At 37.0% G+C, this 20,134-nt stretch carries 20 protein-coding genes; 7 read left to right on the forward strand and 13 right to left on the reverse strand.

The genetic code is table 11. The features are described 5' to 3' along the window. The first annotated feature begins 61 nt into the window (after window positions 1-61). Entirely contained in the window at window positions 62-931 is an 870-nt protein-coding gene (locus SB679_RS06355; RefSeq protein WP_410701449.1) for a helix-turn-helix transcriptional regulator, read from the forward strand. A gap of 98 nt (window positions 932-1,029) precedes the next feature. Here SB679_RS06355 and SB679_RS06360 read toward each other — a convergent pair whose 3' ends face one another. Further along, window positions 1,030-1,308 carry a hypothetical protein gene (locus tag SB679_RS06360; protein WP_410701450.1) on the reverse strand — a complete coding sequence of 93 codons (279 nt, stop codon included), beginning with the start codon at window positions 1,306-1,308 and terminating at the stop codon, window positions 1,030-1,032. Between the two features lie 180 nt (window positions 1,309-1,488). After that, window positions 1,489-3,096 (reverse strand): fumarate hydratase, encoded by a 1,608-nt coding sequence (locus SB679_RS06365; RefSeq protein ID WP_410701451.1) that lies wholly within the window; start codon window positions 3,094-3,096, stop codon window positions 1,489-1,491. A gap of 137 nt (window positions 3,097-3,233) precedes the next feature. On the opposite strand from SB679_RS06365, the gene fumC reads away from it, so the two are divergent. Further along, window positions 3,234-4,628, forward strand: a complete 1,395-nt coding sequence (gene fumC, locus SB679_RS06370; RefSeq protein ID WP_410701452.1) for a class II fumarate hydratase — start codon at window positions 3,234-3,236, stop codon at window positions 4,626-4,628. A gap of 157 nt (window positions 4,629-4,785) precedes the next feature. After that, window positions 4,786-4,977, forward strand: a complete 192-nt coding sequence (locus SB679_RS06375; protein WP_410701453.1) for a hypothetical protein — start codon at window positions 4,786-4,788, stop codon at window positions 4,975-4,977. 92 nt (window positions 4,978-5,069) lie between these two features. Here the strand turns inward: SB679_RS06375 and SB679_RS06380 are convergent, their stop codons facing one another. The 9 genes from SB679_RS06380 to SB679_RS06420 all read right to left on the reverse strand — a co-directional run bounded on the left by SB679_RS06380 (window position 5,070) and on the right by SB679_RS06420 (window position 14,641). Further along, window positions 5,070-6,008, reverse strand: coding sequence for a Dyp-type peroxidase (locus SB679_RS06380; protein ID WP_410701454.1), 939 nt, complete (start codon window positions 6,006-6,008; stop codon window positions 5,070-5,072). A 20-nt stretch (window positions 6,009-6,028) separates the two neighbouring features. Next, window positions 6,029-6,742: an ABC transporter ATP-binding protein gene (locus tag SB679_RS06385; RefSeq protein WP_410701455.1), complete on the reverse strand. Its 714-nt coding sequence runs from the start codon at window positions 6,740-6,742 to the stop codon at window positions 6,029-6,031. Between the two features lies 1 nt (window position 6,743). Continuing rightward, window positions 6,744-8,210 carry a DUF5687 family protein gene (locus tag SB679_RS06390; RefSeq protein ID WP_410701456.1) on the reverse strand — a complete coding sequence of 489 codons (1,467 nt, stop codon included), beginning with the start codon at window positions 8,208-8,210 and terminating at the stop codon, window positions 6,744-6,746. 340 nt (window positions 8,211-8,550) lie between these two features. Beyond that, the gene (locus SB679_RS06395; protein WP_410701457.1) at window positions 8,551-10,203 is read right to left on the reverse strand and encodes a DNA repair protein RecN; all 1,653 of its coding nucleotides are present in this window, start codon (window positions 10,201-10,203) and stop codon (window positions 8,551-8,553) included. 78 nt (window positions 10,204-10,281) lie between these two features. Further along, complete coding sequence (locus SB679_RS06400) at window positions 10,282-11,184, reverse strand: DUF4835 family protein (RefSeq protein ID WP_410701458.1); 903 nt, start codon at window positions 11,182-11,184, stop codon at window positions 10,282-10,284. 36 nt (window positions 11,185-11,220) lie between these two features. Further along, the gene (gene coaBC / locus SB679_RS06405; RefSeq protein WP_410701459.1) at window positions 11,221-12,426 is read right to left on the reverse strand and encodes a bifunctional phosphopantothenoylcysteine decarboxylase/phosphopantothenate--cysteine ligase CoaBC; all 1,206 of its coding nucleotides are present in this window, start codon (window positions 12,424-12,426) and stop codon (window positions 11,221-11,223) included. 121 nt (window positions 12,427-12,547) lie between these two features. Next, a complete protein-coding gene (locus tag SB679_RS06410) occupies window positions 12,548-12,871 on the reverse strand; it encodes a DNA-directed RNA polymerase subunit omega (RefSeq protein ID WP_034709258.1) in 324 nt (107 codons plus the stop codon). 41 nt (window positions 12,872-12,912) lie between these two features. Next, window positions 12,913-13,908, reverse strand: a complete 996-nt coding sequence (locus SB679_RS06415; protein WP_410701460.1) for an outer membrane protein assembly factor BamD — start codon at window positions 13,906-13,908, stop codon at window positions 12,913-12,915. A 103-nt stretch (window positions 13,909-14,011) separates the two neighbouring features. Further along, window positions 14,012-14,641, reverse strand: coding sequence for a TetR/AcrR family transcriptional regulator (locus tag SB679_RS06420; protein WP_410701461.1), 630 nt, complete (start codon window positions 14,639-14,641; stop codon window positions 14,012-14,014). A gap of 95 nt (window positions 14,642-14,736) precedes the next feature. On the opposite strand from SB679_RS06420, the gene SB679_RS06425 reads away from it, so the two are divergent. The 4 genes from SB679_RS06425 to SB679_RS06440 all read left to right on the forward strand — a co-directional run bounded on the left by SB679_RS06425 (window position 14,737) and on the right by SB679_RS06440 (window position 17,284). After that, entirely contained in the window at window positions 14,737-15,363 is a 627-nt protein-coding gene (locus SB679_RS06425; protein WP_410701693.1) for a TatD family hydrolase, read from the forward strand. Next, on the forward strand, window positions 15,356-16,078 hold the full coding sequence (locus SB679_RS06430) for a ThiF family adenylyltransferase (protein ID WP_410701462.1): 723 nt from the start codon (window positions 15,356-15,358) through the stop codon (window positions 16,076-16,078). Before SB679_RS06425 ends, SB679_RS06430 begins: the two co-directional genes overlap by 8 nt. A gap of 90 nt (window positions 16,079-16,168) precedes the next feature. Next, window positions 16,169-16,543, forward strand: a complete 375-nt coding sequence (gene rnpA, locus SB679_RS06435) for a ribonuclease P protein component (protein WP_410701463.1) — start codon at window positions 16,169-16,171, stop codon at window positions 16,541-16,543. Between the two features lie 147 nt (window positions 16,544-16,690). Then, window positions 16,691-17,284 (forward strand): DUF4126 domain-containing protein, encoded by a 594-nt coding sequence (locus SB679_RS06440; RefSeq protein WP_410701464.1) that lies wholly within the window; start codon window positions 16,691-16,693, stop codon window positions 17,282-17,284. A 143-nt stretch (window positions 17,285-17,427) separates the two neighbouring features. On the opposite strand, the gene SB679_RS06445 is transcribed toward SB679_RS06440, so the two are convergent. Together SB679_RS06445 and SB679_RS06450 are read right to left on the reverse strand one after the other, a co-directional pair. After that, window positions 17,428-19,509 carry a hypothetical protein gene (locus SB679_RS06445; protein ID WP_410701465.1) on the reverse strand — a complete coding sequence of 694 codons (2,082 nt, stop codon included), beginning with the start codon at window positions 19,507-19,509 and terminating at the stop codon, window positions 17,428-17,430. 1 nt (window position 19,510) lies between these two features. After that, window positions 19,511-20,062 carry an LptE family protein gene (locus SB679_RS06450; protein ID WP_410701466.1) on the reverse strand — a complete coding sequence of 184 codons (552 nt, stop codon included), beginning with the start codon at window positions 20,060-20,062 and terminating at the stop codon, window positions 19,511-19,513. Window positions 20,063-20,134 lie beyond the last annotated feature (72 nt).

Raw genomic sequence — 20,134 nt, forward strand, 5'->3', positions numbered from 1 at the left:
TTTTTGTTATCCTGTGAAAGTATTTTATTTCAAATTGTACCATGGCTGTAAAATGTGTTGTATGAGAAATCCATCTCAAAAGGACGTCTTGTTCAGATCCGAAGACATCAAAATTATAATGCAGGAGGATTTTTATCCTGAAAAGTTTTCGAAATCGAATATGATTGAAAGCAAGGCAAGTTTTAACCTGCTTTTTTTATTAAGTCCCAACATTCACCTGGAAGCCTATGATTGCGGTACAAAATTCCTCTTTAAAAAAAACCAGTACATCCTTCATTACTCTGCTCAGGAAAGTACAGCCGAGCTTTGGACGGAAAATCAGGAAATGCTGAAATACCTTCAAATACAGATCAATTATCAGTATATTTTTAATTTGATAGAACCTGAATCCAATAAAGAAAGTGCAGAAATATTGGAGAATATGATCAGAAATAACTACATATTCCTTCATAAAGAAACTCCTCCTGATATGACGGTTGAGATGCATATGATCCTAAGGGAGATTTTAAGTCATTCAAGAAAAGGAGTGATGCAGAAACTTTTTGTTGAAGCGAAGATTATTAAACTTCTCATCCTGATTTTTGAACAGTTCAATGAAAAAAATACAGTAGATAATATTTCGGAAACCCCGGCAGTCATCAAAAAATTTATTGATGAAAATTATCACAGAAATATAAAAGCAGAAGAATTGAGCAGTCTGATCGGCATTAATCAGAATACAATCCGGAAAGAATTCAAAGCGCAGTATCATTTAACTGTTACGGATTATATTTCGGAGCTTAGAATGCTGAAAGCCAAAAAACTGATTATTGATAAAAACATTATGATCAAAGAAATTGCCATTGAATGCGGTTACGAATATGTTCAGAACTTTACCCGGGCATTTAAGAAAAAATTCGGGTTATCTCCGGAAAAACTCCGGAATGAATAAAATGAAAAAAACCACTTAAAAAATTAAGTGGTTTATATATGTTGTTTTGCTTTGATATTACTTTTTCAGAATTAAGGTGAAAAAGCAATGACAATCAATTAATGATGTCCGTGACTATCGTGTAAGAAAGGTCCGTTACCTTTAGGCTCGCTGTAGATTACCTCTACTCCTTCCTGCTCATATACTTTTTTTCTTCTGATATCTTCTGGATCGAAAGGCTTCACTTTTCCGAAATACTCTTTCAAACCTTCAGTCAACCACATTGGGATTACTAATCCAAAAAACATAAAGATACACCAGAACCCTACTAAAAACATCGTGATGAAGTAGATAGTCCAAAGGAACTGATAAAACGGCCAAAATGCTGATAACATCATTTTTCTTATAGATTTTAGGCAAAAATAGGACTTTTTTCCTTTTCACACAAAAGATAAGGGTCCTATTTTCATTATTTATTTTGATTTTAAACTAATTCAACACAGATCGGATACCATATCCAAGATTATTATGCATTATATCTCATGCTAAATCCGGAATATCTGATCATTTTTAGTTGTTTAATGTGCAAGTGCAGCAAAGAAATCATTTCCTTTATCATCTGTAATGATGAACGCAGGGAAGTCTTTCACTTCAATTTTACGTACGGCTTCCATCCCTAGTTCCGGGAAATCTACGACTTCTACAGATACGATATTGTCTTTTGCCAAAATCGCAGCAGGCCCTCCGATTGATCCTAAATAGAATCCTCCGTATTTGCCGCAGGCATTGGTTACATCTTTACTTCTGTTTCCTTTTGCCAGCATGATCATACTTCCGCCATGGCTTTGGAACTCATCCACATACACATCCATTCTTCCTGCTGTTGTTGGTCCAAAACTTCCTGAAGCCATTCCTTCCGGAGTTTTTGCAGGTCCTGCATAGTAGATAGGGTGGTTCTTAAAGTATTCAGGCATCGGTTTTCCGCTGTCTAATAATTCTTTGATCTTGGCATGAGCGATATCTCGCGCTACGATCAGAGTTCCGTTTAATTTTAATCTTGTTTTGATCGGATATTTTGAGAGCTCTGCTAAAATTTCAGGCATTGGCTTATTCAGATTAATCTCAACCGCTTCTTCCAGATGTGGAGGGGTTTCCGGTAAGAATCTTTTCGGATCCTGCTCAAGCTGCTCAAGGAAAATTCCTTCTTTGGTAATTTTTCCTTTAATATTTCGGTCTGCGGAACAAGAAACTCCCATTCCCACCGGGCAAGAAGCCGCGTGACGAGGAAGTCGAATCACCCGTACATCATGGGTAAGATATTTACCTCCAAACTGAGCACCGATGGCACTTTCCTGGCATATTTTCTGAACTTTAGCTTCCCATTCCAGGTCTCTGAAGGCCTGTCCTGCTTCATTTCCTTCTGTTGGAAGGTTGTCATAATATTTTGCTGAAGCCTTTTTCACCGCTGCCAGATTCGCTTCCGCAGAAGTTCCTCCAATAACCAATGCTAAGTGGTATGGCGGGCAGGCCGCTGTTCCTAAGTCTGAAATTCTTTCTTTGATAAATTCTTCAAGAGATTTTTCGTTCAGCAATGATTTTGTCTTCTGATACAAGAAGGTTTTGTTCGCGGAGCCACCCCCTTTTGTAAGAAACAAAAATTCGTAAGAATTTCCTTTTTTAGCATACAAATCAATCTGAGCCGGAAGATTGGAACCTGAATTCTTTTCTTCGAACATCGTTAAAGGCACGATCTGGGAGTATCTCAGGTTTCTTTTCTGATAAGTATTATAAATTCCTTTGCTTAAATGTTCGCCGTCTTCAACACCTGTGTATACGTTTTCTCCTTTTTTCCCCATCACGATGGCCGTTCCGGTATCCTGACATGAAGGAAGTGCACCTTCAACTGCTACAGCAGCATTTTGAAGAAGGTTGTAGGCAACAAAACGGTCATTGTCTGTAGCTTCAGGATCATCAATAATTCTTTTCAGACTTTCCAGGTGGGAAGAACGCAGCATAAAAGAAACATCTGCCATGGCTTCTTCAGCCAATAATTCCAATCCTTTTGGGTCTATCGTTAAGATTTCTCTTTCCCCTAACTGATCCACTTTTACGTAGTCTGAAGTAAGTTTTCTGTATACCGTATCATCTTTCTGAATCGGGTATGGATCCTGATATCTAAATTCCATTCAATTTTTTCTTTGTGCAAAAATAAAACATACTCAAAAAAACATGAGTAAAATCACGAATATCCTTTCATATTTATAACGATTATAAATTGTGAATTTCTCTGGTATTCCGTAATTTTATAAAAATTTCAATCACAATGAATTACAGAATAGAAAAAGATACCATGGGTGAGGTACAGGTACCTGCCGATAAGTTTTGGGGGGCTCAGACAGAGCGTTCGAGAAATAATTTCAAAATTGGTCCTGAAGGTTCTATGCCGCATGAGATCATTGAAGCATTCGCTTATCTGAAAAAGGCAGCGGCGTACGCCAACACCGATCTGGGAGTTCTTTCTGCTGAGAAAAGAGAAATGATTGCCACGGTATGCGATGAAATCCTGGAGGGCAAACTGAATGACCAGTTTCCATTGGTTATCTGGCAAACAGGTTCCGGAACCCAGTCGAATATGAATATCAATGAAGTGGTTTCTAACCGAGCACACTTTAACAACGGCGGGAATCTAGGAGATCCGTCTGAAGTTCATCCCAATGATGATGTAAATAAATCCCAGTCATCCAATGATACTTATCCTACAGCAATGCACATTGCTGCTTATAAAAAAGTAGTGGAATCCACGATCCCTGCTGTCGAAAAACTAAAAAATACGTTAGCTGAAAAGTCTGCTGCATTTAAAGATATTGTAAAAATCGGAAGAACACATTTAATGGATGCTACTCCATTAACTCTAGGCCAGGAGTTTTCAGGGTATGTCGCTCAGTTAAATTATGGTTTAAAAGCGTTAAAAAATACATTACCTCACCTTTCTGAGCTTGCTTTGGGCGGAACTGCGGTAGGAACTGGACTGAATACTCCGAAAGGATATGATGTAAAAGTAGCCGAATACATTGCAAAATTCACCAATCTTCCTTTTGTAACAGCAGAAAATAAATTTGAAGCACTTGCAGCACATGATGCTATTGTAGAATCTCACGGTGCGTTAAAGCAATTGGCAGTTTCTCTGTTTAAAATTGCCCAAGATATTCGATTGCTGGCTTCCGGGCCGCGTTCCGGAATCGGTGAAATTCATATTCCTGAAAACGAACCGGGATCTTCAATTATGCCAGGTAAAGTAAATCCTACACAAAATGAAGCGTTAACGATGGTTTGTGCTCAGGTTTTAGGAAATGATACTACTATTTCATTTGCAGGAACGCAAGGGAATTACGAGCTGAATGTTTTTAAACCTGTGATGGCTTATAATTTCTTACAATCTGCACAACTGATTGCAGATGCATGTATTTCATTCAATGATCATTGTGCTGTGGGGATTGAACCTAATCATGAAAGAATCAAAGAATTGGTGGACAAATCTTTAATGCTGGTTACAGCTTTGAATACTCACATAGGTTATGAAAATGCCGCCAAGATTGCAAAAACAGCTCACAAAAACGGAACAACTCTGAAAGAAGAGGCTGTAAACCTGGGTCTTCTTACTGCAGAACAGTTTGATGAGTGGGTAAAACCGGAAAACATGGTAGGCAGCTTACAATAATTTTTTAATTGTTATATACTCTATAAAACCCCGGAATTTCCGGGGTTTTATTATTTACCATGAGCTATTCTTTATATTTTATAATAAAATTGTTTTTTGAATTATTATTTTTCATAATTTAGTGATATAAACACAACATACTATAAAACAAAATATTATGAAAAATTCAAAACGATTAAACAGACAAAATTTAAAAGAAGTATTGGGAGGACACACATGTCCGGCAAGCACGTTTCATATTGTCTATAACGGATATCATGCATGCTGTCTTCAAATTCCATCAGGAAATCCCTGTTCTTCTACAAAATGCCTTGTACCCATAGAAATGTGTGATCCCGATCTTTCTTAACCGGATAAAATGTATGAATAGTTGATAAAATCCTTCAAAGGAAAGGCCGGAAAACAATTTTCCGGCCTTTATATTATGCTTACAGTCAATAGTTATCCTGCAAAATCGTCAAGCATATTTCTGGTCGGAACAAAAAATAGGGTTCCCGTTTCTGCTGTACTGAAATCTAAAATTCTGTCATAGTTTCCCGGAGGATTCCCAATGAACATATTGGTAAGCATTTTATTGATGGTCGTAAAAGTACTTGCATAGGCAATAAAATAAGTTCCAAATTCATTAGTGGAAGGGTTTCCAAAAGGCATATTATCTCTTATGATCTTCAGTTCTTCACCATTTTCGCCTTCAATATTTGCTAAAGCGATATGCGAATTGGCAGGTTTTACTTCATCAGACATTTCAATGTCATTTTCTTTAGACCTTCCTATCACTTTTTCCTGATCTTCCGTAGAAAGGCTTTTCCAAGCAGCCATATTATGGAGATATTTCTGGACAAAAAGATAACTTCCACCTTTGTATTGCAGATCTTCTTCGCCAATTTTTGCAAAATATTCACGGTCTTCGCCATGCGGGTTTTCCGTTCCGTCCACAAAACCTAAAATAGAGCGGGCATCCCAATATTTGAAGCCATGAATCTCTAGAATACTTTCTGCCACCGGATTTAACAGCTTCGAAATTTCAATACTCATATCAAAAATAAGGCTCTGATTATCTGCTCTTAAATGAAAATGCAGATCACCCGGTGTTGAAACTGCCGCATGCTTGTCCCCGCGTATTTCTTCAAAGCTAGATAGCTCTTTAGGCATGGGGGTTGGAAGTTCAAGTTTCTTCCAGGCTTCATATCCTATTCCCATTACACCGCTCGCACGGCTATCCGGAAATCTGTTAAAAGCAGAATTATTCAGATTAAGCATCAAAGCACAAAGCCGTTGGAAAACATCTTTTATTTGCGGCGCGTTTTCGTGAAGCTTCCAAACCATGAAAATGGTATTGTTGTTCGGATAATCCGTAACATTCTGTGATTCTATGCTCATAAATGATGTGATATTTTAAATTAAACAGGAACAGACACCTGGTCTGCAAAATACTGCTCAAGATCTTGTAATGTTTCAGGATTGGTCTGGATGTCTTTTACCATTTTTCCTTTATTTACCACAACAATTCTATTACACACTTCTGTGGTGTGTGAAAGATCGTGGCTGGAAATAAGAAAAGTTACGCCATCCTGTTTTGATAATTCTTTAATTAAATTTTTAAGTTTAATCTGCGTGGAAGGATCCAGATTGGCAAAAGGTTCATCTAAAATAATAATTTCCGGATGTCCGATGATGGCCCCTACGATTCCTACTTTCTTCTGGTTTCCTTTGGAGAGATCACGAACATATTTTCCGGAGTTTAAAATTTCACCGTTGAATAAATCGTGGAACTGTTTCAAAAATTCATCTACAGAAGCTTTATTCTGTCCTCTGAGTTCTCCGATAAAGTAGAAATATTCTTCCGGAGTAAGATATCCGATCAGGAAAGTATCATCTACAAAAGCTGAAACTTTACTTTTCCAGGCTTCAGATTCATTGACTTTAATTCCGTCAATGCTCACATATCCTGTCGTTGCTTGAATAAGGTCCAGCATCAGGCTAAAAAGCGTTGTTTTTCCGGCTCCGTTGTTCCCTACAAGCCCGAACGTTTCCCCATTAGGAATTTCAATATTCTCAATATTAAGAACTGTCGCCGTTCCGTAAGTTTTAGATAAATTATGTATTGTGATCATATTAACCTTTATTTTTAAATGCGTCTATTGTGCTGTATTTTTCACTTTTATAATGCTTGACAATGATGTCGAAAATTTTCTCTCTAAAGATAAAGCCGATCAGTCCCAGGGCGGCAACACTTACTACACCTGCTGTCATTCCGAACAGATATTTAGCTCCGGCAAAAACAGCCATCGGCAGCAACATTTTTGGGATTAGCAATAAAAGTGCTTTCAGATTAAAACTGTTTTTCTGTCCAATTCTTTTTTCTTTAGAATTTAAATCAATCTGAGTTTTGTTGAACGCTCCCGACCACAGGGTAAACTGTGAATTAACTCCAATATTATAAAGTCCGGCAACCAAGAATGTAACGTAAATTTCCCATCCGAAATAAGCATAAAAAGCAGCAACAATCATGGAAACTCCTGTTACAATATTCATCAGCCACCATTTGGCCTTTAAATATTCTTTGTAAGGTACATTCAGGGTCATCATTAAGGGATAATAAGAACTGTCGAATGCGGGAACCCTCTGTCCAAAAAGAAACTGGAACCCTCCGGTCACAAACAGCCCCATAAACATCATCATCGCCGGTGTTTTATAAACCACAGAAGTGTACATCAGCATTCCGTAAAAAATAAACATAAAGCTTCCGAGCAAAATGCCTCTCGTTACTTTATTACGTCTCAGCATTTTTATATCATTATTGATAAAGGTTCCTATGACTCCATATTGATTCAGGAAGGCAATATTTTCTGTTTTTCCAACTGTTTTTTTCGCTTCTAGTCCCTGGTCCAGATAAAATTCTTTACGAACATAGGTAAAGCAGATTCTCCACAGTCCAAAGAACAGGATCAAGGGTATTAATATAAAGTACGGCTTGCTATAAAAAGCATATACAAATTTCTCTGAGTAGGAAAGTACCGGAACGATATTATAATATCCTAATGCACCAACCGCTGCAAAGATACAGCCTATGACAATGGCAACAACCTCTTTGTCATTAAACAGAATATTAATGAAGTTATTAAGGTAAAACAGTAATGAAACTCCCATAAACCAAGCTAACACTCCTATAATGCTATATCCGTTGAACATGGCAATGATAGAAAACGTGATAAAAAATAAAGAATTCAGCCAGCTAAATGCTGAAAGAAAGGTTTTTATGAGCATGTAATTGACTAGTGTATTCTTTGGAATATTCAAAGTCAGGAACGGTTTGATGTTCTGTGTGGGCATTTCCTGCCAGATATATTTGAGAATAAGATCTATTGCCCAGGCAATGATCAGAAATTTTGAAACGATCAGTAGAGGATCAAGATTCATCTCCTTCCGGATATAGAAAAAAGCGGCAAAAGCACCTCCGGCCAGACAGCCCATAAAATAGAGAATTCCGATAAAACGGAAAATCTTCATCGCCAGATTAATTCCTAAAGAACTCCCCCGAAAAAAACTTTTGATTTCTAGTCTTAGAAATTTTAAAAACATATTTCTCTTTTTTACATTAGTAAATATAATGGTAGAAATGTTACAAAATATTGTGCGATATATAATGATATTGATAATTTACAGGGAAATATGGGAATGGAAATTGAATTAAGAATTTAATCCTGAGTAACGAAAGCAGTATCTTCTTTTTAAACCACCCCGTCAAATCTTCGATTTGCCACCCCTCCAAAAGAGGGGAATTTGATAACATCCATTAAAGTAGGCTTAACAGAGATCTGTAAATGGTTATACTTTAGTTCACACAAATAATGCAATTAAGTGGATTATGCCTGTATAAAAGTTTGTAGTACTATTTGATGAATAATACTAAACTGAAAGTTTAGTTATCAATAAGCTCTTTAGCCTGTGCCAATGCTGCCTCTGTGATCTTGCTTCCGGAAAGCAGTTGGGCAATCTCATTAAGTTTTTCTTCATCAGTTAACGGAACAATCGTAGACTGGGTTTTTCCTGAAATATCCTGCTTGATCACTTTGTAGTTATCGTTTCCTTTGGCGGCGACTTGTGCAAGGTGAGAAATGACGATAAGCTGCATATCTTCCGACATTTCACGCATCAGGTTCCCGATTTCTTCAGCCACTTTTCCTGAAACTCCGGTATCGATTTCATCCAGAATAAGGGTAGGAACTTCATCACTTTCTGCAATGATCTTTTTTACCGCAAGCATCACTCTGGATCTTTCCCCTCCGGAAATAGCGGTTTGAATAGGCTTCAATGGAAATCCGGAATTCGCCTGAAACAAAAGCTGGATGTTTTCTTTCCCAAACGCGTTAAATTCAGTGGTATCCTGAAGTTCTATATCTACTTTTGCTTTTTCAAGTCCCAGTTTTTTTAGGAGTCCTTCAGTTTTTTTGATGAAAACAGGAATGCTTTTTTTTCTATTTTTAGAGAGTTTTTCAGCTAAAGACTGGAGTTTTATTTCTTTTTTGGAAATATTTTCCTCAATAGCCACAATGGAAGCTTCAAGTTCTGAAGCACTGTTTTGTTCGCCTGAAAGCTGATCCCGAATTTCTCTTAATTCATTGATATCGGAAACATTATGCTTAACCAATAATGCATTGATCTTATTATTCAGTTCGGACAGGAATGCCAGATTTTCAGGATTGATTTCAATTTTGTAGGCTTCATCTTCAAGTCCGGAGATGATATCTTTTAATTCAACAAACGAGGTTTCCAGTCTTTCATCAAGTTCTGAAAAGCTGTGGGAAACTTCCGCTATTTTTGATAATTTGGTTTTTGCTTCATTAAAAAAAGACAAGATCCCCATTTCTTCCTGATGGAATCTCGAGAGGATTTGAGCAAGATTTTCAGAAATCATTCCTGCGTTTTCCTGAACAGATAGTCGATTTTGTACTTCTTCATAATCTATCTGATCAAGCCCCAGTTCTTCAAGCTCATTCAACAGAAACTTTTTGTAATCGCTTTCTTTATTGTTTTCCAATAATTGGGTCTGCAATTTTTTAAGCTGTATTTTTAAGCTTTGGAAGTCAGAAAATTCATTTTTATAATCCTCAATCCCGTTTTTGTTTTCAGAAAGTCCGTCTATAATTTTAAACTGGTATTCTGAAGTGAAAAGGTTTGAGGTTTCAAATTGGGAATGGATGTCAATCAGCTGTGAAGACAATTCTTTTAAAACATCCAGGGTTACCGGGACATCATTGATGAATGCCCTTGATTTTCCTGAAGGTAATATTTCGCGTCTGATGATCGTTTGGTGTTCATAATCCAGATCATTTTCAATAAAGAATTTTTTGAACTGGTTATTTAAGTCAAATTCGGTTTCCACAATGCTTTTATCCTGTGCATTGGAAATGGATTTCGCATCTGCTCTTTCCCCCAGAATAAGTCGTAATGCTCCTAAAATAATAGACTTCCCTGCTCCCGTTTCACCGGTGATTACCTGCAAACCGTTATTGAGTGATACTTCAAGCGTATCAATCAGGGCAAAGTTTTTAATATAAATTCTCGAAAGCATGGATGTTTAGCTGATTACTTTAGTAGTGCAAATATAGAAATTTAGGACACTGTATTCAATAGGGCTGCAACAGTGTTTTTACTTCCACTTGCTCCATTTATTTTCTGTATTTTTTGGAGATAAGGTGGTCATAAGCTGTTTCAGATCACCAATAATGATTCCCCCGTTATTACCGGAATTGAAAACATTGAAGATCTCGTCGCTTTTATTATCCATAAACAAGTTGAAATAATAGGCCTGCTGAAAAGAGTTTTCATACATCTTAAGCTGCATCAAGGCATCAAAAATCACTTTTTTAGCAGAAGTCTGGTCCTGGTTGAATAAATTATCCAGCCCCGCTCTGTGATAGGTATACATCGTTGCCCGAAGCTGACTCCAGTTAGGATTAATAATTTCATTAATCAATAAGCTGCGGCTTCTAGGTTCTTTAACAACATCCCATCCTTCATAATTCCTGTTTTGAGAATTCTGAGCGATCTGCTGGGCTTTTGAAAACCACTGAGCCCCACCCATTGACTGGAAGCTGTCTGCATCATACCCTAGAATCACATATACATAAAAGCTGATAACATCTATCAGGTTCTTTCCTGAAAACTGTCTTTCGTTAAAGATAAGGTTTTCGTTTTCAACATATTCGAATCCAAATCTTTGATCCTGAAGGTTAATCAGCGGAGATTCATAGGTGGTATTGTACACAGGACGTACTGCCTGGATGACAATGGTTCCTTTGTATTTGTTATCAACCTTTTCTGAAATAACAATCGAAAAACCACATTTGATTTTTTCAAAATTCTGAAGTTTTTTACCCGTCCAGCTGGTATTATTGATGAAATCTCTAAGACTTTTCTCCAGGGCTTTGTAAGCCTGCTGGTTACTTCCTCCTAACTGTTGGGAATTCACCTGAACCGTAGCCAGTAATTCCTGAGAAAAACTTAGGTTATATAAGAAAAGCAGAAAAAATAAGCTTATAATTTTTTTCATTATCTATTAAATATTGAGAACGGAAATTTATTAAAATTATTTTAAAAGTTGGGACTCTACAAAGTTGAGAATATCTTTTGCTACTTCATCTTTAGATTTAAGGTCAAACTCCTTTTTCTCCGTTCTTGTGAATATTTTTATTTTGTTGGTGTCATTTTTAAAACCGGCACCTTCATCCCGTAAGGAATTCAGTACGATCATATCCAAATTTTTCTTTTCAAGTTTTCCTTTTGCATTTTCTTCTTCATTTTGAGTTTCCAAAGCAAATCCCACCAAAAACTGGTGGGTCTTTTTCTCACCCATTGTTTTCAGGATATCCGGGTTTTTAACCAGTTCCAGGGTCAGATTTTCATCATTTTTCTTGATCTTTTCTTTGGCGACTTCTTTGGGTGCATAATCTGCTACCGCAGCACTTGCAATGCCGATATCTATGGTATCATAAAACTCGAATACTTTGGCTAACATTTCTTTTGCAGAAGTAATCTTATGGAGTTCTACATTTTTATCGTTAATAGTCTGAGCAGTTGGCCCTGAAATAAGAATAACTTTCGCACCTCTTTTTGAAGCTTCTTCCGCTAAGGAAAATCCCATTTTCCCTGAGGAATGATTTCCTATAAAACGTACCGGATCAAGTGCTTCATAAGTAGGTCCCGCGGTGATTAAAACCACTTTTCCCCGAAGGGTTTGAGCTTCCTGTTGCGAGTTGAAAAAATTCTCGATGGTATTGGAAATTGTTTCCGGTTCTGCCATTCTTCCTTGTCCGATCAGTCCGCTTGCCAGTTCGCCACTTTCAGCCGGAATCACCACATGACCAAAACTTTCAGCCATTTCAAGGTTTTTCCTGGTAGAAGGATGCACATACATATCAAGATCCATAGCAGGTGCAATAAACACCGGGCATTTGGCTGACATATACGTAGCAATGACTAAGTTGTCACACATTCCATGCACCATCTTAGACAGAGTATTAGCAGTACAGGGCGCCACGAGCATTACATCTGCCCATAAAGCAAGTTCCACATGGCTGTTCCAGGTTCCGTTATCACTGTAAAAATCAGTATAGACCGGTTTTTTAGACAGTGTCGATATGCTGAGCTTTGTAACGAATTGTTCGGCATCGGGAGTCATGATCACCTGAACTTCAGCTCCTTTTTTAACAAAATCTCTTATCAAAAAGTGAATTTTATAGGCTGCAATTCCTCCAGAAATAGCGATAAGTATCTTTTTACCGGAAATACTCATTGAGTTTTAATTTTTGAAATACTAAATTACTTATTTTTTACCACAAACACGGGTATGAAACAACAAAGGTCATAAAAGAATTGAATTCTTTTATGACCTTCATATATAAAAAACACAAATTTTATTTTCTGTCTTCTGTTTTTCTGAAATACACATCACCGTTCAACCATTCTTCAATAGCGATAGATGTTGGTTTTGGAAGTTTTTCGTAGTGTTTAGAGATTTCAATCTGCTCTCTGTTCTCGAAAACTTCTTCTAATGTAGAATTGTGAACCGCAAATTCATCTAATTTATTGTGCAGTTCCGTACGGATTTCTGCATTGATTTGCTCTGCTCTCTTTCCCATGATAACAATAGCTTCATAGATTGAACCTACTTTATCTTCAATCTTATCTTTATCGTAAGTTATAGTATTTACTTCTGCTTTTGTATCTTTTACACTCATTTTGAGAATTTTAATTTATTTTAAGAGGACAAATTTACGAATTATCTTTGGATTTTGAAAGTCGCTGCCGGCGGAGGGGTACTAAGTGCTGCACTATCCCTCTGGATCTGCATCGCTTTCTTCTCATTACTGATCTGATCTTTTGCCTGCTGCTCTGTCTTTTCCTTTTCAGACAGCTTATCATTTTCTTTTTTCTGTCTTTCCGTCATCGTTGCAATTCTTGCTTCTGTAATCTTCTTAACAGCAGCAAAGTTTTGTTTTTCTTTTTCTAATCTGGCTCTTAATTCAACAGCCGTTTTAGAATATTCTGTATTGGGAAGTTCTTTTTCTACCAATTTTGTATAAGCAATTGCGCTCTCAATACGTTCGTCTTTCAGACCATAAATAGATTTTGAAGCCAGAGAATAACGGGACTTCATGATATAGTCATAAATTTTCGGACGAAGTTTTGTACTTGGGAAGTCGTTTAATACGTTATCTAAAGCAACATTCGCTGCTTTATAATCTCCCATTTTGAAATACTGTCTTCCATTTTCGTATGCTTTGAATTCTAATTTATAAGACAACTCATCTACAAGCTGGCTGATATTCTTAGATCTTTCAGAGTTTGGATAATTGTTAAGGAAATCCTGAAGCTCATTAATGGCCAATTCTGTGCTGGATTGGTCCAGGTTATAATCCATTGATCCTTCGTAGTAACATAAAGCAGACATATACGCAGCTTCTTCAGATCTCGGATCTTTTGGAAAGCTTACGGCAAAGTTCTTAAACTGATGACCTGCCAGTTTATAATTCTTGTCGTAGTAGTTAGCATACGCCGTATTGAAACCTACATTAGGAAAATCATCCGTTCCTGCAACCAGGTTGGCAAGCCTGTCATAAAGAGCCAGCGCGTTTTTCCACTTCTTCTTAGCAAAGTTGTCATTAGCTGCCTTTAAGATGAAATTCTTATCAGCACTCTTCATAGCTTTTTCCTGCTGACTAACGCATGATGAAAGCACTGCTACTGCAAAAAGACCTAAAATATATTTTTTCATATAAAAAATTCAACAGTTTTCGGATTACATAGCCGATTTACTAATTTGCAAAAATATAACTTTTTTATCAATAGATTTTTTTTTATGAATATTTAACGTTATTTTAATCTGCAGCGTATCCCAAAATGGCAAAAACAGTAAGCAGAAGATTCATTCTTACTTTTTTTTCAGCTTCTTTACCGTATGCTTCTTCATTTTTACTTGGAACATAGAGTTCATAGAAGTTTTTATTACGGATCACAAAAAGTGTAGAGCCTATAATCGTAGTCAAAATATCTTCAGGTTTAGGGGTAAACGTAAAAACTCCGGAAGCCACACCTTTTTTAATGACTTCATCCAGTTTTTTCACAAACAGCTGATAGAAATCCAGCAGTTCATCCTTCAGGTTTTCGGTATGGCGAAGTTCCTGAGTGACAAATCCGTGGAAATAATTATATTTAAATAACTGGGAAACAATATATTTAATGATTTCCTTCATCTGCATTTCAGGTTTTCCTTCTTTAATAGTATCTGCAAATTCAGAAAAATTTTCTCTGGTTTTCAGCACACGGTACTGGTAGAGATAAGACATCATTTTTTCTTTGGAACCAAAGTAATAAGAGATCATCGCTACATTAATATTTGCCTTGGTACAGATATCCCTTACAGAAGTTCCTTCGTATCCTTTTTTAGCAATAAGCTCCTCCGCAATATCCAATATATGGATTTGTTTCTCTGTAAATTTTTTTCTCATGCGCGCACTTTACGTAAAGTTAAGAAATTTTTAACAGATTTATAAACGTTCGTTTAATAATTTCAAATTAATTCTAAATTGTAGTATTTTTGCAGATGGCTTTTTTTGATTTTCATCATCATAAGAAAAATATCCCGTATGGAATCTACAATGTAGATATGGAAAATTCCCCGCCGGAATCTCTATATTCTATAGGAATTCATCCAAAAGATATTGATGTAGAGCACATTGATAATCAATATGCCTGGCTGAAATCAAATATTTCTGCAGACTGCTTTGCGATAGGAGAATGCGGGCTGGATTCTATTGTTCATGTTCCGCAAAAAGTCCAGGAGAACGTTTTTTTACAACAGATTATCCTTTCTAATGAACTCAAGAAGCCGTTAATCATTCATTGTGTAAGAAAATTCTATGAAGTCATTTCTTTTAAAAAAAAGGCTGAACAGGCCATGATTATTCATGGTTTTAATAAAAAACACCGTATTGCGGAAGATCTTCTGAAAAATAATTTTTATTTGAGTTTTGGAAAAGCTGTTTTGTATCATTTATCTTTGCAGGATATTTTGAAAATGACTCCTTTAGACAAGATTTTTCTGGAAACTGATAATGAAAACTTCAACATTGAAGAACTGTATCAAAAGGTTGCTGAACTCAAGGAGATCTCTTTGGAAACGCTTAATGAACAAATTTTAGAAAATTTAGACACGATAAAAAATGGATAAAGACTGGCTGGAAAGAACGGAACTTCTTATTAAGGAAGATGGATTGGAAAAGCTAAATAAAGCAAATATACTGATTGTAGGCCTGGGAGGCGTAGGTTCTTTTGCCGCTGAATTTTTAGCAAGAACCGGAATCGGTAATATGACCATCGTAGATGGTGATACTGTAGACATTACCAATATCAACAGACAGCTTCCGGCTTTGCATTCTACCGTGGGAAAACATAAAGTGGATGTAGTTTCCGAAAGACTTTTAGACATCAATCCTACACTGAATTTAAACAAAATCAATGAGTTTTTGAATCCTGAAAGAATGGATGAAATTCTGGATGCGGAGACATTTGATTATATTTTAGACTGCATTGACAGTGTGACGCCTAAGTTATTTCTGATGAAAGCCGCAAAAAAGAGAAAAATCAAAATTGTAAGTTCGATGGGAGCCGGCGGCAAAATCGATCCCAGCAAAGTGATGGTAAGAGACATCAGTAAAACCCGTAACTGCTACCTTGCGAAAATATTAAGAAAGAGACTTAAAAAAGAAAATATCAATAAAGGGATCAGATGTGTATTTTCTAATGAACTTCAAAATGAAGACAGTTTGAAAATGACAGATGGCAGCAATTATAAAAGGTCTTTCTATGGAACGATCAGTTATATTCCTGCAATTTTCGGATTATACGCAGCTTCTGAAGTCATTACTCATTTGATCAAAAACTAATTGCGCTGACTTTGTTTTCTCTGATATTTCCAATGACAGACAGAACAAGGTCAATGCATCTTAAATAAAAACTTATATTTACTTCCGTAAATGAATAATTTCAAATATCCCAAAGAGGAAAAACTCAAAAAAAACACTGAGATCACGTTGCTTTTCGAAAAAGGCAAATGGAAAACCTGCGGAAATTTGAGAATTATTATCCTTAAAGACAGACCGAACCTCCCTGTTGAAAGCACAAAAATAGGTGTTTCCGTTTCTAAAAGGTATTTCAAAAAGGCGGTACACCGAAACCGTATAAAAAGACTTTTAAGAGAATGCTACCGTCTCCATAAAGACCTATTCAAAGCCTCTTTTGGAGAAAAAACAATGGCTATGCTTTTTTGGGTTTCTCCGGAAATGCCTCCCAAATTTCAGGATGTTGAAGCGCATTTCATCAACCTTTGCCAGGCTCAAAAAAAATCATAATTTTTCTGATATTTTACTTTTTCATGATACTGCTTTGGCTTCATGAAGAAAATGCATTGTACACTAAGGAAACAAGGAATCATATTTTAATGGAATCTTTGCACAGTTTTTGTAACTTAGGGGGAAACAATAAATCTGGAAATTAATATGTTAGACCACGTTCCCTTTCTTCCTTATGTCCTGAGTGCCTTTATTGGTATCGGCCTCGCTGCAGCAACAGGCTTCAGGGTATTTCTGCCGATGTTTGCCGTAAGTCTGGCCTCTTATCTTCATTGGATCCCCATGAATGAGAGTTTTGAATGGCTTGCAGGACTTCCCACCCTTATCACTACAGGAGTTGCCACAGTAGCCGAGATACTGGCTTACTACCTCCCTTTTATTGACCACTTGCTGGATACTGTTTCTGTTCCTATGGCCACGGTAGCCGGCTCTGTTTTATTTGCCAGTCAGTTTGCCGATTTGGGAACATTTCCTCAGTGGGCGTTGGCACTGATTGCGGGTGGAGGAACGGCTGCGACCATCAGTTCGGGATTTGCCGGGCTCCGGGCGGCTTCGACAGCTACCACAGGAGGATTAGGCAATTCTGTTGTAGGAACTACTGAAACTGCTGGTGCGGGCATTATGACCGTATTGGCAATAGCAGCTCCTATTGTTGCCGCCATTTGTGCGATAGGTTTAGTAATTGCAGTCTGGGTCTTAGGACGGAAAGCCTTACGGAAATTCAGAAAAACGAGTTCTTAATACATTAGTTTTTACATGATACTTTTTCTTTAGGATATCCCTTAAGAATTAATCAATTGTATATTCACAACAAGACATTATTCCGCCAAGTGGGGAAGAATAAAGACCCAATATAAAAAAGATATAAATCAGCACTTTACCACTTATTTTCCACTTTTAATATCGTTAACATGAGCAATTTTAGCATTAAAATGCTCTGTTTTTTCAGGATGTTTTTGCTTTAAGATTTCAAAAGCTTTGATAGCTTTGCTGTAAAGTTTCTGCTCTACATACAGATTGGCCAGTGTTTCGGTCATCAAATGCGAAATGTCACCTTTCTTTTCTCTGATTACATAGCTGCCCTCTTCTCTTAACTGGCTTATTTTAGGATTGTTTTCAATGAAAGCATCGATAACTTTTATTTTATCTTCCGTTTTAGGTTCCTGCTCTTCATTTTCTTCCGGTCTGTCAATTTTCAACCAGCTTTGCCAGGTATTGATAAATCCGGGAACATTGCTGTCAAGGATATTCTGAACGGTCTCTTTTTCTAACGTCATTTCTTCTTTTTCGTTAACCTCCTCTTTTTCGGCTCTGCTCACCGGCAGGCTCGAAATATCTGAACTGAAGAAAGAAACATTCATAACAGGAGCTTCATCCTGCTTTTCTTTTTCTACAGCTATATTGCTAGTTTCAATTTGAACATCAACAGGTTCTTCTTCGGTCTTTACCGGTTCGTTGTTCTGTTGCTGATGCGGTTCTGTCTCTATTTGACTATCTTCAGCTTTTTCTATCACTAAAGGAACATTCTGTTCCTGTGTAGGTTCTTCAATTTTTTGTTCCGGTTTATCCGCTGGTTTATTGAGTAGAGAATCAGGAATATGAGCTTCCAGGCTCATTGGTTTCCAGGCCGATTTCACTTCTTTCTGTGCCTTCTGCGGTTCTTCTATTTGTACAGGAGGCTCCGGGGCTTCAACCGTCTCTATAGTTTCAGCTTCGTTCTCATTGTACTCTGCAATCACCTCATCAACAATAGGTTTATCTTCTTTTTCTGTTGACCAGAAATGAAATTGCTGGGTTTCTGCAAAACTGATCTCATGATCTGTGGTTTCGGGCTCTTCACTTTTTGGCTCAGAAACTGATTCCTTCGCCACTTTCATCTTTTTCTCAACCTCTTCTATCAAGCGCCGCATTTCATCTTCATGCTTGTTGGCGCTTGGCTGAATCACTTCAGCGGTTGCGATCTCCTCTGTATTTGCCTGAATCTTTACATCAGGCAAGAATGCCTCCATTCCGTGGAAGCTAAGCTCTGCATCATCTTCCTCTACTTTCTGTTCTTCCTGAACACTAGGTTTGGAAACGTTTATAATTTCTTCGACAGTGAATTCCTCGGGAACTTCTACTGTTTGATAATCTGTTTCTTCGGCAGCTGTTACTTCTTTTTGATCTTCGGTATGTTCTTCAACCGGATGATTTTCCTCTTCGTTATCTGCTATTTCAGATGGCAGCGTTTCGGTTTCATGGAAACTTAATTCTGAATCATCCTTGACTTCCTCTTTTTCGGATGGTAAGGCAATTTCATCTTCATTAACGATGGTTTCAGGCGTAAACTCCTCTTGAGGATTCTCTACGACTGGTTCTTCCTTATTTACTACTTCTTCAATAGCTGGTTCTTCAACAATTGGTTCTTCAATAACCTCCTGTTTTTGAATGACTAAGGTTCCTGATTCTAAGGTAGATTCAAGATCTATTGTTCCTGTATTTTTTTCATCAAGGAAATTTTCTTCGCCTTCAAATAAGATTCTGTTTCTTTCCCCTTTTACAAAAATAGGTTTGATCTCTTCCGTAGGTTCGGGCATATGCGGAACGGTTTCCTGCTCCTGCTTTTCAACTCCATTTTCCGTTGGCTGGTCTCTTTTTATAGGAAATCCTTTATCTTGATATGCATACCTTCCTTCACTTTCGGCTGGCTTGGGAGATTTTTTCTCTTCCGTACTTTCAGGGGCCGGTTTATGTTGAATTTTACCGTTAATCAACTGGTAAAGAATCTTTTTATCAGTGGTATATGCCGCCGTTACGGAGAGCTCCTTCTGGTAATTTTCTTTATCATACAGATGAACTCCATATAAATGTAATGCCCTGATATTTTGAACATAGGGAAATGCATGAATCTCTTCTTTCAAAAGATTGAGATCTTCTGACTGAATATTTTTTGGGTTCTTTAATAATTCTAAAACTCTGGGATCCATCTTACCAATTCGCTACAATATCGTTAAATATCTTGTTAATGATTCTATCTGTTACAATTTTCACCTGAGAGGCTTCTATTTCACTTTGTGATAAACTGCTGTTGAAAACGGCTTCATCAGAATAGGTTCTGTCGAAACTTGAGTCCGGATGCAGTTTATTTTCATAATGTACCTTTACTGTGATCGTCAATTTATTTTGGGCTTCCTGAACGACGCCACCTGAAGGATTCGTCTGGGTATTGGAACTGATCGTAGTAGGTGAAAAGGTATATCCCGTAATTTCTCCTTCGATAAGAATATCAGGATTTTCTTTTGTCCCTTTCAAAGTGGTTCTCTGCAAAAATCTATTTTGAATGTCGGTAGAAAACTGTTGTGACAATGTAGGGTTTACAAGAGACGCATTATTCGGGAATTCACTGATTTTAACTGTTTTTTCATCGGTAAGGGATGATCCTGTAAAACTATAGCAAGAGTTTAAAACTCCCAGAAAAATAAACAGTACCCAAGTTAATTTAGGCTGTCTTATTGTAATATTTTTAATCTTAACGTTCATTTTAATCTGATTTCTTTTAATTTTCAACAATTATAAATCTGAAAATCAAGCTATTAATTTATTATATGGTAT

The organism is Chryseobacterium sp. SIMBA_029, from assembly GCF_046535275.1.
Lineage (GTDB): Bacteria > Bacteroidota > Bacteroidia > Flavobacteriales > Weeksellaceae > Chryseobacterium.

Excerpts from the sequence above, each read along its gene's own strand:
- SB679_RS06430 (WP_410701462.1), top strand. The coding sequence starts at position 15,356 with ATGGATAAAGACTGGCTGGAAAGAACGGAACTTCTTATTAAGGAAGAT.
- SB679_RS06425 (WP_410701693.1), top strand. The coding sequence starts at position 14,737 with ATGGCTTTTTTTGATTTTCATCATCATAAGAAAAATATCCCGTATGGA.
- fumC (WP_410701452.1), top strand. The coding sequence starts at position 3,234 with ATGAATTACAGAATAGAAAAAGATACCATGGGTGAGGTACAGGTACCT.
- SB679_RS06390 (WP_410701456.1), bottom strand. The coding sequence starts at position 8,210 with ATGTTTTTAAAATTTCTAAGACTAGAAATCAAAAGTTTTTTTCGGGGG.
- SB679_RS06380 (WP_410701454.1), bottom strand. The coding sequence starts at position 6,008 with ATGAGCATAGAATCACAGAATGTTACGGATTATCCGAACAACAATACC.
- SB679_RS06415 (WP_410701460.1), bottom strand. The coding sequence starts at position 13,908 with ATGAAAAAATATATTTTAGGTCTTTTTGCAGTAGCAGTGCTTTCATCA.
- SB679_RS06365 (WP_410701451.1), bottom strand. The coding sequence starts at position 3,096 with ATGGAATTTAGATATCAGGATCCATACCCGATTCAGAAAGATGATACG.
- SB679_RS06420 (WP_410701461.1), bottom strand. The coding sequence starts at position 14,641 with ATGAGAAAAAAATTTACAGAGAAACAAATCCATATATTGGATATTGCG.
- coaBC (WP_410701459.1), bottom strand. The coding sequence starts at position 12,426 with ATGAGTATTTCCGGTAAAAAGATACTTATCGCTATTTCTGGAGGAATT.
- SB679_RS06385 (WP_410701455.1), bottom strand. The coding sequence starts at position 6,742 with ATGATCACAATACATAATTTATCTAAAACTTACGGAACGGCGACAGTT.
- SB679_RS06395 (WP_410701457.1), bottom strand. The coding sequence starts at position 10,203 with ATGCTTTCGAGAATTTATATTAAAAACTTTGCCCTGATTGATACGCTT.
- SB679_RS06410 (WP_034709258.1), bottom strand. The coding sequence starts at position 12,871 with ATGAGTGTAAAAGATACAAAAGCAGAAGTAAATACTATAACTTACGAT.
- SB679_RS06400 (WP_410701458.1), bottom strand. The coding sequence starts at position 11,184 with ATGAAAAAAATTATAAGCTTATTTTTTCTGCTTTTCTTATATAACCTA.
- SB679_RS06355 (WP_410701449.1), top strand. The coding sequence starts at position 62 with ATGAGAAATCCATCTCAAAAGGACGTCTTGTTCAGATCCGAAGACATC.
- SB679_RS06440 (WP_410701464.1), top strand. The coding sequence starts at position 16,691 with ATGTTAGACCACGTTCCCTTTCTTCCTTATGTCCTGAGTGCCTTTATT.
- rnpA (WP_410701463.1), top strand. The coding sequence starts at position 16,169 with ATGAATAATTTCAAATATCCCAAAGAGGAAAAACTCAAAAAAAACACT.
- SB679_RS06375 (WP_410701453.1), top strand. The coding sequence starts at position 4,786 with ATGAAAAATTCAAAACGATTAAACAGACAAAATTTAAAAGAAGTATTG.
- SB679_RS06360 (WP_410701450.1), bottom strand. The coding sequence starts at position 1,308 with ATGATGTTATCAGCATTTTGGCCGTTTTATCAGTTCCTTTGGACTATC.
- SB679_RS06445 (WP_410701465.1), bottom strand. The coding sequence starts at position 19,509 with ATGGATCCCAGAGTTTTAGAATTATTAAAGAACCCAAAAAATATTCAG.
- SB679_RS06450 (WP_410701466.1), bottom strand. The coding sequence starts at position 20,062 with ATGAACGTTAAGATTAAAAATATTACAATAAGACAGCCTAAATTAACT.